General features: G+C 61.2%; 8 protein-coding genes. 5 read left to right on the top strand and 3 right to left on the bottom strand.

Translation table 11 applies throughout. The annotated features are described in order from the left end of the window. Positions 1–585: 585 nt before the first annotated feature. From LNV06_RS04470 to hemH, 5 genes are all read left to right on the top strand, one after another. Positions 586–3204, top strand: a complete 2619-nt coding sequence (locus LNV06_RS04470) for a putative bifunctional diguanylate cyclase/phosphodiesterase (protein WP_263537019.1) — start codon at positions 586–588, stop codon at positions 3202–3204. Positions 3205–3264: 60 nt separating this feature from the next. Further along, positions 3265–5274 carry a DNA primase gene (gene dnaG, locus LNV06_RS04475; RefSeq protein WP_263537020.1) on the top strand — a complete coding sequence of 670 codons (2010 nt, stop codon included), beginning with the start codon at positions 3265–3267 and terminating at the stop codon, positions 5272–5274. Between the two features lie 374 nt (positions 5275–5648). Further along, the gene (gene rpoD / locus LNV06_RS04480; protein WP_263537021.1) at positions 5649–7868 is read left to right on the top strand and encodes an RNA polymerase sigma factor RpoD; all 2220 of its coding nucleotides are present in this window, start codon (positions 5649–5651) and stop codon (positions 7866–7868) included. A 174-nt stretch (positions 7869–8042) separates the two neighbouring features. Next, positions 8043–9011: an adenylate/guanylate cyclase domain-containing protein gene (locus LNV06_RS04485; RefSeq protein ID WP_263537022.1), complete on the top strand. Its 969-nt coding sequence runs from the start codon at positions 8043–8045 to the stop codon at positions 9009–9011. 34 nt (positions 9012–9045) lie between these two features. After that, positions 9046–10140, top strand: coding sequence for a ferrochelatase (gene hemH, locus LNV06_RS04490; protein WP_263537023.1), 1095 nt, complete (start codon positions 9046–9048; stop codon positions 10138–10140). Between the two features lie 43 nt (positions 10141–10183). Here the strand turns inward: hemH and LNV06_RS04495 are convergent, their stop codons facing one another. From LNV06_RS04495 to LNV06_RS04505, 3 genes are read right to left on the bottom strand one after another with little or no spacing between them, the layout of a single operon-like run. Next, on the bottom strand, positions 10184–11707 hold the full coding sequence (locus LNV06_RS04495; RefSeq protein WP_263537024.1) for a tripartite tricarboxylate transporter permease: 1524 nt from the start codon (positions 11705–11707) through the stop codon (positions 10184–10186). A gap of 10 nt (positions 11708–11717) precedes the next feature. Further along, a complete protein-coding gene (locus LNV06_RS04500) occupies positions 11718–12230 on the bottom strand; it encodes a tripartite tricarboxylate transporter TctB family protein (RefSeq protein WP_263537025.1) in 513 nt (170 codons plus the stop codon). A 1-nt stretch (position 12231) separates the two neighbouring features. Next, positions 12232–13191 (bottom strand): Bug family tripartite tricarboxylate transporter substrate binding protein, encoded by a 960-nt coding sequence (locus tag LNV06_RS04505; RefSeq protein ID WP_263537026.1) that lies wholly within the window; start codon positions 13189–13191, stop codon positions 12232–12234. Between the last annotated feature and the right edge of the window lie 5 nt (positions 13192–13196).

Genomic DNA, 13196 nt, shown 5'->3' on the forward strand with positions numbered 1-13196 from the left:
TCAGGCAGCTTTTTTTTTCGCCCCATGATTCCTTTGGCCTATCCACAGCTTCAGTTTGGGCCAGATATTTGTATTCGGGCGCAGCGCACCCACCTGAATGAAGGGGCGCCGGCAAGCTTTTGAGGAGAAGCCGCTGCTAGCATCGGCCCGCATATTTTCAAGAACAACTCGCAACCCATTCGACAAGTGAACCCGATCAGGTTTTCGAACCCGATGTCCTAATTTGCGCTAGCAATACGCCAATCGCCCAATCATTCGATTACTTTGTGCGCTTCAGCCTTTGAGCCAATTCCCGCTCGCTCCTTGACGCCAGATTCGCCTTGTCACAAGTCGAACGGGGCCTGGCTATTGCCAAAGGCAGATTCCTCGCCGGCACTCTCGCCAGCATGGCCTTCGTTGAGTGCGCACCTCACGTCAGCCTGGGTTTTTCTTGTGGGCTGGACACGCGGTCTCGCCTCAGCTCGGCCCCTGCGGTGGGATTTGACGCCATTCATGCTGGTGCTCCTGCTGGCCGCTCTTTGGCTGTGTGCAGCTGTCCCAACCGATGTGTCTGCATGGTTACCCCTCGCCGCAGCGAGCAAGGGAATGAAGTTTCTTCGCGTCTTGTTCGGCGGCGAAGTCCGATGCATTTTGGCCGCAGCGCCGGTCTTGATGAGCTGGCGAAACGCAAAAGAGACTGATCCCAGCTTGGCGCCGCAAAGCCACAAGAACCGGCCTTTCCCCTGGAGGTCCACCGGCCAAACCCTCATTGCTTGGGCTCTGGTTGGGCTGAGTCTTTGCAGTTTGGCATTGCTGGTCGGGCCGCCAGGTCAGGAATCGATCCCTGCCGGCGTCCAATTGTTCTTGCCGCTCCTCTTGCTAGGTGCTGTCAGCCTGCTGATGCCTTTGCCAGTCAGCGGAATCAACGCCCTGCTGCTCGCGCTGACCGCAGCCGGGGCCGCAGCGCAAAGCGTCGGGCCGTTTGCCAGACTAAGCCAACTCGAACAACTGGTCTTGTGGATGGGTCTGAGCAGCTGCGCTGCCGCCTTGCCGATCTTGACCTTGTTTTTCAAGCGCAGGCAAGACACAGACAAGCAGCAGTTTCACGCGGCGCTCGAGGCCTTGGGCCAGGGCTCATCCGAGTGGCGGGTCGGCGCCGAAGGCTGCCAAGCCTTGTTTGCGTCTGCAGCTTGGCAGCAACGCATGGGCCCAACGCCGGCTGACTTGACGCGACCGCTGGACTGGCTCAGCAGGGCGCATCCGCTCGACCGGGAGCGGGTCAGCCTGAGCCTCGAAGCGCAAATCGCTGGCATGGGGCCGGATATGGGCCAAGAGCTGCTGCGACTGTTCAGCGCTTCAGGCGCTTGGGCAAGCTATGAGCTCCATTGCCAGGTGCTTGCACGCGACTCCCGCGGGCAAGCCGAGCGCCTCCTTTGCACGCTGCGAGATGTGAGCCAGCGACTCGAAGCCGAAGAGCGCCAGCGTATGAGCGTCAGCTTGTTTGAGCATCTGCAAGAGGGTTTGTTGGTCACTGACACCGAATTCCGGGTTTTGGACGCCAACCCAAGCTTTTGCCAGATGCTGGGTCAAGACAGAGAAGTCCTGCTCGGCCAAGCCATGGCGGCTTTGGAGCCCAATTGCCTGCGACGCTCGGGCCACTCCCCTGAGCAGGTTCAAAAGGCATTGCTAGAAACGAACTTTTGGCGAGGCCGCGTTCAAACGGAAAGAGCCGATGGCAGCCGCTGCCATCTACAACTCACGGTGGCCAGCATTCCCGAGCCCGATGGCCCGCTGCGCTATCGCGTGGTCACCGTCAATGATTTGACTCAGCTGCTGCAGCAACAAGAGCTGCTGGCACGTCAAGCCAGCACCGACGCCTTGACCGGCCTGCCCAATCAGGCCGCCTTCATGCAAACCCTTCGCCAAGGCTTGCTGATGGCTGAGCGCGAAAACTTCCGGCTCAGCGTGTGTCGCCTCGATCTCGACCAGTTCAAGCAATTGAACCAGCAATATGGCAGCGAGGTCGGGGACGCCCTCTTGCAGCAATTGGCACAGCGCCTGCAGGCGGCATTGCGCAGCGCGCAGCAATGGTCGGACGCTGTAGCACGCTTGCACGGCGATGAGTTTGCCTTGTTACTGCGCAGCAGCAGTCCCGAAGAGGCTCAAAGAGCCATGGACCGGATCCAAAAGATCCTGATGCAACCTTTCCGCTTTGCGCCCTCCAGACGCAAAGGTGCAGATCTGGCCGAGGAAGAAGAGCTCGTCCTGAGCATTAGCGCCAGCATTGGCGCCACGGTTTTTCCCCAAGACAAAGCCGATGCCGAAACCTTGATGCGCCACGCCGGCCACGCGCTTTACCGCGTCAAGCATGCCGGCCGCAAGGGCTTCCAGCTCTTTGATACCGCCAAGCATTTGCGCGATGAAGCCAGTTTGCTGGCACTCGCCCGGGTGCAGCAAGCACTAGATGCGGGCGAGCTGCGCCTGCACTATCAACCCAAGATTGATATGTCGAGCGGCCAAGTCTTGGGCGTGGAAGCCCTGCTGCGCTGGCAACACCCCGACCAAGGCCTGCTGGCGCCGCTGCATTTCCTGCCACTCATTGAGCCTACGGGCCTGGGCATCCAGGTAGGCGATTGGGTGATCGAACAAGCACTGAAGCAAAGTGCTGAATGGTTGCGCGCAGGCCTACAACTCGAAGTCAGCGTCAATGTGACCGCCCGTCAATTGCAGACCCCTGACTTCGCTTTGCGCCTGCAGGAGCTGATTCAGCGCCACCAAGAACCGGTGGCCCAGCACCTGTGCCTGGAGGTATTGGAATCAGCCGCACTGGCCGATGTTCGCAACACCGATCAATTGATTCAGAGCTGCCGTGATTTCGGCGTCCGCTTCGCGCTGGATGACTTTGGCACCGGCTATTCAACGCTGACCTATTTGAAGCGCCTCACCGTCAACGCATTGAAGATCGACCGATCCTTCGTGCAAAACATGCTGATTGACGAGCAAGACAGCGCCTTGGTCGAGGGTGTCATCGGTCTGGCCCGAACCTTTGAATGCGCCGTAGTGGCCGAAGGCGTGGAAACTGCCGCGCACGCCAGAGCTTTGCTGAAGCTTGGTTGTCTTCAAGGCCAAGGCAATGGCATCGCGCCCGCCATGCCGCCGCAAGAGGTGCAGGCCTGGATCGAAAGTTTTGGCCATTCACACTGGCACCAGCACATGAACGCATAAAGCACGGCACGTCTTTGCACTTGGCTGGTTAGGCGCGCGCCTTGCTTTAGACTCGCCCCGGTGATTCCACCTGGCTTTATCCAAGATTTACTGTCCCGCACCGACATCGTCGAGGTGGTGGGGCGCCATGTCGAGCTGAAAAAAGCCGGCATCAACCACAAGGGCCTCTGCCCCTTCCACGGCGAAAAGTCGCCCAGCTTCATCGTCAGCCCGACCCGGCAGACCTATCACTGCTTTGGCTGCGGCGTGCACGGCAATGCCGTGGGCTTTTTGATGGAGCACAGCGGGCTGGGCTTCGTCGAAGCGGTGCAAGACCTGGCCCAACAGGCCGGCATGCAAGTACCGGAGGACGAGCGCTCGGCCGAAGAGCGCGAGCGCGCCGTGCAGCAGAAAAAGCGCCAGGCCACACTTAACGATGTATTACTCAAGGCCAGCGACCACTACCGCGCTCAACTGAAGAAGTCGCAGCGCGCCGTCTCATACTTGAAAAAGCGTGGGCTGACCGGTCAGATCGCCGCGCAGTTCGCCCTGGGCTATTCACCCGAAGGCTGGCGCACCCTGGCCAGCGCCTTCCCGTCCTATGAAGACCCGCTGCTGGTGGAGTCTGGCATGGTGATCGTCTCGGGCGAAGAAGGCGAAGAGCAAAAGCGCTACGACCGATTCCGCGACCGCATCATGTTCCCGATCCGCAATGTCACCGGTGAAACCATCGGCTTCGGCGGGCGCATCTTGGACAAGGGCGAGCCCAAGTATCTGAACTCCCCCGAAACCCCGGTCTTCAGCAAGGGCCGCGAGTTGTATGGCCTGTTTGAGGGCCGCGCCGGCATTCGCCAACGCGGCTACGCACTGGTGGTCGAAGGCTATATGGATGTGGTGGCCTTGGCCCAAAGCGGCTTCGGCAACGCCGTGGCCACCTTGGGCACGGCCTGCACGGCAGAACATGTGCACAAGCTGTTTCGCTTCACCGAATCGGTGGTCTTCAGCTTTGACGGCGACGCCGCTGGGCGCCGCGCCGCCGGCCGCGCACTGGAGGCCGCCCTGCCCCACGCCACCGACACCCGCTCCGTCAAGTTCCTCTTCTTGCCCGCCGAGCATGACCCGGACTCCTATGTACGGGAGTTTGGGCCGGAGGCGTTTGAGCGCTGCGTCCAAGACGCTGTGCCGCTGTCGCGCCAATTGATGGACGCAAGCGCAGAGGGCTGCGATTTGGGCAGCGTCGAGGGGCGCGCCCGCATGCTGTCGAATGCTCGCCCTTTGTGGCAAGCACTCCCCCAAGGCCTGCTCAAGCGAGCCTTGCTGAGCGAGTTGGCCAAGCAGGCCCAACTCGGCGATCAAGATTTGATCAGCGCCTGGCAGGTGGGCGGCCCTGAGGCGTCCTCACCACGCAAGCCGCAGTCGCGTCGCCCCAGTCACGATAACGGCTACGCCCATGAGCCGCCGCCGGACTACGATCATCTGGACTATGGGCCCTCGGCCGACTATGAACCGTCGATCGCCGGTGAAGCGCCTGTCGAACCCACAGAGCGCAAAGCATGGAAACCCAAAAAGGAATGGGTTCCCGCCAAGGACTGGAAAGGCAAGGCCGGCAACTGGAAGCGCCGTGGCGAGCCCGAAGACGAAACCATGGGCACACCGCGCAGCGCACCCAAGATCCAGGCTGACCATGCATTGCGCATGCTGCTGCTCAACAGTGTGTGGTGGGAGGCTTTAAGCCCTGACGATCAGCACATGCTGCACGAATTGCCTGGCTTGCACGGCCAATTGATTCACTGGCTAGAGCGTCATTTGCTCAACCACGGCGCCGGTGCCTGGTCGGTGCTGGAGGCTGCTTTGGCCGAAGACGGCTTGCTAGATCAGGCCCAAGGCTTGGTGGGCGGCTTGCACAGCGAAGAAGAACCGCTGCTCGAAGACTTGCAAAACGTCATCAAAAAACTCTGGATTGAAGAATTGGTGGCCGAGACCAAGCGCATTGCGGCCGCCAATCCGCAAGGCCCGGATCTGGAGCGCTTCAAGCAATTGCAAGCCCAGATTCAAGGGCTCAGGGCCGCGTTGACGGTGGCCTCCGCCTAATTTTTCAAAGCACTCGCCTCAGCGCCCTTCAATTGGGCGATAATTAAGGGTTTCCGCGCGCGTCAAGAGTGACGGCAAATATTGCCGGACCCGGCCACCCAGCGACACTGGGCACCCCACAGCGGGTATCAAGGCCACCTGTATCCGCCAAGTTTGCAGACTCAAACGTTCACGCTAACTTGCACGCGCCGCGCTTGGAACGGGTTGTTTTTCAGCCATGCTCCGGGCGTATGAATGCCACCTGGGCCGAGCTCCGCCTTGAAAAGCGCAGTAAACGGCCCCAGGTGGCTGCTGCATTGTTCGCTTGATCCGTTCAAGAAAAATATTTCAAATCCCTCACCGGCCTGCCGCCCAACTTTCACCCGAGGATCTGCATGACTGCCAAAAAGACCGCGCCCACCGCCACCGCCGAGACCGAAGAGCTCAAGAAGCCCGCTGCCAAGGCCGTGAAAGCCGTCAAGGCCCCCAAGGCTGCTGCTGAAGCAGGCGCCGGCGGCGAAGACAAGCCCAAGCGCGGCCGCAAGCCCAAGGCAGCCACCGAGACCAAGAAAGCCGCTGGCAAGAAGGCCACTGAAGTCGAAGAAGAGGACTTCTCCGACCTCGAAGCCGATCTGGAAGGCGAACCCGAAGCCGAAGCTGAGGTGGCCGAGGCCGCTGAAGACAAGCCCAAGGCCAAGCCCCTGCGCATGAAGGTCAGCCGCGCCAAAGAGCGCGCGCTGATGCGTGAATTCGGCCTGGAAGAAACCGCGCTGACGGAAGAAGAAGCCGCCAAGCGCCGCCACGAGCTGAAGACCCTGATCAAGATGGGCAAGACGCGTGGCTTCCTGACGCACCAGGAAATCAACGACCACTTGCCCGAAAAGCTGGTCAACGAGGAAATCCTCGAGGCCATCATTTCCATGTTGAACGACATGGGCATCGCGGTCTACGAGCAGGCCCCTGACGCCGCCACCCTGCTGATCCAGGGCAGCGCCACCGCCACCTCGACCGAAGAAGAAGCCGAAGAAGCCGCCGAAGCCGCCCTGTCCACCGTGGACTCGGAATTCGGCCGGACGACCGACCCGGTGCGCATGTATATGCGCGAAATGGGCACGGTCGAGCTGCTGACCCGCGAAGGCGAAATCGAAATCGCCAAGCGCATCGAAGGTGGCCTGCAAGCCATGATGTTGGCCATCTCGGCCTCGCCCACCACCATCGCCCACATCATCGACCTGGCCGACAAGATCCGCGCCGGCGAGAAGACGATCTCGGAAGTGGTGGACGGTTTCGTCGCCGCCGATGAGGCCGACGACTATGTGGCCGAAGAAGACTTCGACGAATTCGACGAAGAAGACGACGACGACGGCAATGGCGGCTCCAAGGCGCTGACCAAGAAGCTGGAAGAGCTGAAGAACGCCGCCCTGGTCAAGCTGGACTCGCTGGCCGTCAACTTCGACAAGATGCGCAAAGCCTTTGAGAAGGACGGCTACAAGTCGGCCACCTACAACAAGGCCCAGCAAGCCATCAGCGCCGAGCTGATGACCATCCGCTTCACCGTCAAGACGATTGAAAAGCTCTGCGATCTGCTGCGCTCGCAAGTGGACGATGTGCGTCGCTACGAGCGCGAACTGCGCAAGATCGTGGTGGACAAGTGCGGCATGCCTCAGGAGTACTTCATCAAGACCTTCCCGCCCAATGCGCTGAACCGCGCCTGGGCCGAGAAGGAAGTCGCCGCTGGCAAGCCTTACTCCAATGTGCTGGCGCGCAATCTGCCGCCGGTGCAAGAGTTGCAGCAAAAGCTGATCGACATCCAAAGCAAGGCCGTCGTGCCGATTGATGATCTCAAGGACATCAACAAGAAGATGAACGAGGGCGAAAAGGCCTCGCGCGACGCCAAGAAGGAAATGATCGAGGCCAACTTGCGTCTCGTGATCTCCATCGCCAAGAAATACACCAACCGCGGACTGCAGTTCCTGGACCTGATCCAGGAAGGCAATATCGGCTTGATGAAGGCGGTGGACAAGTTCGAATACCGTCGCGGCTACAAGTTCTCGACCTACGCCACTTGGTGGATCCGTCAGGCCATCACCCGTTCGATCGCCGATCAGGCCCGCACCATCCGTATCCCGGTGCACATGATCGAAACGATCAACAAGATGAACCGCATCTCGCGCCAGCATTTGCAGGAATTCGGCTTTGAGCCGGATGCGCCGACCCTGGCCGAGAAGATGGAGATTCCTGAGGACAAGATCCGCAAGATCATGAAGATCGCCAAAGAGCCGATCTCCATGGAAACGCCGATCGGTGACGATGACGACAGCCACCTGGGCGACTTCATCGAAGACACCAACAACACCGCGCCGATCGAAGCAGCGATGCAAGCCGGCCTGCGCGATGTGGTGAAGGACATCCTCGACAGCCTGACCCCGCGCGAAGCCAAGGTGCTGCGCATGCGCTTCGGCATCGAAATGAGCACGGATCACACGCTGGAAGAAGTCGGCAAGCAGTTCGACGTCACCCGCGAGCGCATCCGCCAGATCGAAGCCAAGGCCATCCGCAAGCTCAAGCACCCAAGCCGTTCAGACAAACTGCGTACGTATCTGGACAATCTCTGATTGGAAAAATAGCTGACTTTCGGCGCTCTAGCGCCGACTCAAGGCACCCCGAGGGGCTGGAGCAATCCAGCCCCTTTTTCATTTGCGCGTACCGCTTGGCCCTACAGCACAAGACCGACTTCAGCCGCGGCTACACTGCCAACAATTTCACAGCCCAAGCCTTTGCCGTTTGCCATGACCCAAATCCGGGAGCGCACTGTTTTGTTTGCCGATCTTCGTGGCAGCACTGCGCTTTTCGAAACGCTTGGCAATGCCGAAGCCACTTCGGTGGTAACGCACACGGTGGGGCTGATCGGGCAGGCGGTGGATGAGTGCGGCGGCAAGCTGATCAAGACCTTGGGCGATGGCTTGATGGCGGTGTTTGAGACGCCCCGTGACGGCGTCAACTCCGCCGTGCTGATGCATGAAATGCTGGAACGTGTGGTCGCGCGCGGCAAGCAGCACGGCGCCTCGCCGGGCCTGCGCGCCTTGCGCATGCAAGTCGCCCTGGCGCGCGGTGAAGTGGTGGAAATGAATGGCGACTGTTTTGGCGATGCCGTCAATGTCGCTGCGCGCTTGCTCAACCATGCGGGCGATAACGAAACGCTGATCACGGCGGAAGTTTTGGCCGGCCTGCCCAGCAGCAAGAAGCTGCGTTTTCGCAGCCTGGATCTGATTGCCATTCGGGGCCGCGCCGAGCCGGTGCATGTGCATGTGCTGGACCAGCCGATGCAAGGCGATGTAGCCGCCACCCAGTTTGGCGAAGTGCAGCAAGCGATTGAACCCGATGGCATCCGCCTGATCTGGCTGGACCTGGACCGGGTCTTCGATATCGTCAGCATGCCCATCATCCTGGGCCGCAGCGTGCAAGCCACTTACTGCATTACCGATGCGCGCGTGTCACGCTCGCATGCACGCATCGACTGGCATGGCGGCAGCTTTTCGGTCACCGACCTCAGCTACAACGGCACTTATGTGCGCTTCGGCAATAGCGGCGACATCGTCAGCCTGAAGCGCGGCAGTTGCACCTTGCATGGACGCGGCGTCATTGGTCTGGGCAGCCCGCCGATTGACGCCACCTCGCCTACCGTCAGCTTTGAAGTGCTGCATTTTGCAGACACCGAGCCGCTGGGCTTTGGCCACCCACGAACACGCAGCGGCTGATCCGCACCAAGAACAACAAGCAAAGAATCGACGCATGAGCCCCCGCCCCGAAGCGCCTTACTCCCACGGCAGCTCCACCAAGACCGCCCTGCTCTATTGCAATCTGGGCACGCCCGATGCCCCGACGGCGCCCGCGCTTCGCCGCTATTTGGCGCAGTTCCTCAGCGACCCACGCGTGGTAGAGATCCCACGCATCGTCTGGAAGGCCATCCTGCACGGCATCATCTTGCGGGTGCGCCCGGCCAAGTCAGCCGCCAAATACGCCAGCGTCTGGACCTCTGAGGGCTCTCCGCTGAAGGTCTGGACCGAAAAGCAATCGAAACTGCTGCAAGGCTATCTGGGTGAGCGCGGGCACGCGGTGACGGTGCGTTATGCCATGCGCTATGGCTCACCTTCGATTGCCGACACCTTGAACGCCTTGCGCGCAGAAGGTGCCACCCGCATCCTGGTGCTGCCGGCCTATCCGCAGTACTCCGGCGCCACGACGGCCAGCGTGGTGGACGATGTGGCCCATTGGGCACTGAAGACCCGTCATCTGCCGGAGTTGCGTTTCATCAACCATTACCACGACGACCCGCAGTACGTCGCGGCACTGGCCGACAGCGTGCGCGCCCACTGGGCCGAGCATGGCCGACCCGAGCGGCTGGTGATGAGCTTTCATGGCATGCCGGCGCGCACCCTGACCTTGGGTGACCCCTACCACTGCGAATGCCTGAAGACCGGCCGCCTGCTTGCCGAAGCGCTGGGCCTGCAAAAGACCGACTATGTCGTCACCTTCCAAAGCCGCTTTGGCAAAGCCAAATGGCTGGAGCCCTATACCGAGCCCACGCTGAAAAAGCTGGCCAGCGAAGGCGTCAAAAACGTGGCGGTGATCTGCCCCGGCTTCAGCGCCGACTGCCTGGAAACGCTGGAAGAAATCAGCATGGAAGCACGCGAAGCCTTTTTGCACGCCGGCGGCAGCCACTTCAGCTACATCCCTTGCCTGAACGACAGCCCAGCCGGCATGCGCGCCTTGACCGCTCTGGCCGAACGCCATTTGCAGGGCTGGCCAACGCAAGGCGCGGCGCAGCCTGCCGCTGAACTTCAGAGCCAGCGCGAACGCGCTTTGGCCCTCGGCGCCAGCACCTAAGGGGAAGGCCTGCAACGCAGCGCCTCACCCTGTTCAGGCAGCCTCAGTGGGCGGCGTTGCGTTGTGCGGCCAGGCGCACCTCGCGCCAGCGCACCACCCAGGGCCAGGCACGCGGCAAGATCAGCACCAAGGCGACGATCACCAGCAAGCCCACCGACATGGGCCGCTGCAGGAACACACCCCAATGCCCCTCGCCAATCGACAGCGCATTGCGGAACTGCGCCTCGGCAATCGGCCCCAGAATCATGCCCACCACCACGGGCGCGGTGGGGAAGTCAAAGCGGCGCATGAGCACGCCCAAGAGGCCAATCAAGAGCATCAAGAACAGATCGAAGGAGCTCTGGCGCATGCCATAGACCCCGACGGTCGCAAAGATCAAGATGCCGGCATACAACTGCGGCTTGGGGATCTTCAAGAGCTTGACCCACAGGCCCACCATCGGCAGATTCAGCACCAAGAGCATCACATTGCCGATGTACAGCGAAGCGATCAGCGCCCAAACCAAGGTCGACGAAGTCTGGAACAGCTGCGGCCCGGCCTGGATGCCGTAATTCTGCAAGGCACTCAGCAAAATAGCCGCTGTGACCGAGGTCGGAATGCCCAGCGTCAGCAGTGGTACCAGGGTGGCGGTGACCGCTGCGTTATTGGCCGCCTCAGGTCCGGCCACGCCTTCGATGGCGCCCACGGTGCCAAATTCCTCTTGATGCTTGGAGAGTTTCTTCTCTGCGGCATAGCTCAAGAAGGTCGGGATCTCTGAGCCGCCCGCTGGAATGGTGCCGAAGGGAAAACCAATCACCGTGCCGCGCAGCCATGCCGGCCAAGAGCGCCGCCATTCGCTGCGGGTCATGTGCACCGAGCTCATCTTGTTGATCTCTTGCGTGCTGCGACCCTCGTACATCACGTTGTACAAAGTCTCGCCTACAGCGAACAGGCCCACGGCCACCAGCACCACTTCGATGCCGTCCATGAATTCAGGCACGCCGCCGGTATAACGCACTTGGGCCGTGATCTGATCCAGCCCCACCAAGCCCATCGCCAAGCCGATAAAGAGCGCCGTCATGCCGCGCAAGGTGCTCTTGCCCAAAACCGCGCTGACGGTGGTGAAGGCCAGCAGCATCAGACAGAAATATTCCGGGGGACCCAAAGTCACGGCGAAGTCGGCCATCACCGGAGCAAACAGCGTCACCAGCACAGTTGCGATGGTGCCAGCCACAAAAGAGCCGATCGCCGAGGTGGCCAAGGCCGCACCGGCACGGCCGCTCTTGGCCATCTTGAAGCCTTCCAGCGCCGTCACCATGGTGCCGGTTTCACCTGGGGTGTTCAGCAAGATCGAAGTGGTCGAGCCGCCATACATGGCGCCGTAATAGATGCCGGCAAAAAAGATCATCGAAGCGGTCGGCTCGACCTGCGAGGTGATGGGCAGCAGCATCGCCACCGTCACCGCCGGACCCAGCCCCGGCAACACGCCGATGCCGGTGCCAATCACGCAACCTAAAAAAGCCCAAAGCAAATTGATCGGAGTGCCGGCCGTGGCAAAGCCACCCAGCAATTGGTTCCAGAGTTCCATGGTGTGTCTTTCAGAGCCAGCCGGAAGCAGTCAAACCGGGCAGATTGATGGCCAGCAGCTTGGTGAAGAGCCAGAACACCGGCGCGGCGATGATCAAGCCGGTCAGGGCGTCCAGCAGGCTTTGACGCAGATTGCCGCCTGCTCGGCCTTCGGCCATGCGCAGGCCGCGAACCGCCAGCGCGAAGCACAGGGCACAGGCCAGCACAAAGCCGACCACCGTGATCAGCGCGGCATTGAGCACCACGCCCGCGATCACAAAGGCCGCGGCGCGCCAGTCGGCGTCCACGGACCCCGAAGGCACTTCCATCTCGCGATAGCCACCGGTGCGCGCCTCCCAAACCAGCCACGCGCCACAAATCATCAGCACCACGCTGACCAGCCAAGGCATGGCATTCGGGCCGATGCCAGCGTAACCGGCATCGGATGAAATAAAAGCGGCGCCATAAGCCATCAGCGCACCGACGGCCAAAGCGCCAACGCCGACCAAGGACTGGTAGCGCTGTGCGGAAGAAGTTGCCGCCATCTCAAATCATCCCGGACTTGACCATGATGGCGCGCAGCATGGCGAACTCCTGATCAACAAACTCGGCAAAGGCCTTGCCCGTCATCAACGCAGGCGTCCAGTTGTTCTTCTCCAAAGCCTCGATCCAGCTCTTGTTCTTGAACACGGCTGCGATCATGTCGGTCAGGTTTTTTTGCTGCTCTGGGCTGATGCCAGGTGGGGCATAAACACCGCGCCAGTTGCCAATCACTACGTCGATACCCATTTCGCGCAAGGTGGGCACCTCGACACCCTTCATGCGTTGATCAGAGGTGACCGCAATCGCGCGCATCTTGCCGCTCTCGATGTACTGCGCAAACTCGGAGTAGCCACTGCCGCCCACAGTGACGTTGCCGCCCAAGATGGCCGCTGTGGCCTCGCCACCGCCACGGAAAGGCACGTAGTTGATCTTGGCCGCATCCACACCGGTGGCGCGCGCAATCATGGCGGCAGCGATATGTTCGGTCGAACCGCGCGAGCCGCCCCCCCACTTGACGCTGCCTGGGTCTTTCTTCATCTGCTCGACCACATCCTTCATGGTTTTGAGCGGCGAATTGGCCGGCAGCACAAAGACGTTGTATTCGGTGGTCAGACGCGCAATTGGCGTCGCTTGGCTCAGGCTGACCGGCGGCTTGCCGGTGATGATGCCGCCCAGCATCACCGCGCCCATCACCATCAAGGCATTCGGGTCGCCCTTGGCGGCGTTGACGAACTGGGCCAGGCCGATGGCGCCGGCTGCGCCGCCCTTGTTTTCGAATTGCACCGAGGACGCCAGGCCGGCGTCTTGCAAGGCCTTGCCCAGGGCGCGGCCGGTGGTGTCCCAACCGCCACCGGGGTTAGCCGGGATCATCATCTTCAAATTGGCGGCGGCTTGGGCCGACAATGGCAGCGCGCCCGCAGCAGCGAGAGCAGCGAGGGACTTCAAAAAGGTATCGCGACGCATGGGCT

The organism is Paucibacter sp. Y2R2-4, assembly GCF_025717535.1.
GTDB lineage: Bacteria > Pseudomonadota > Gammaproteobacteria > Burkholderiales > Burkholderiaceae_C > Paucibacter_A.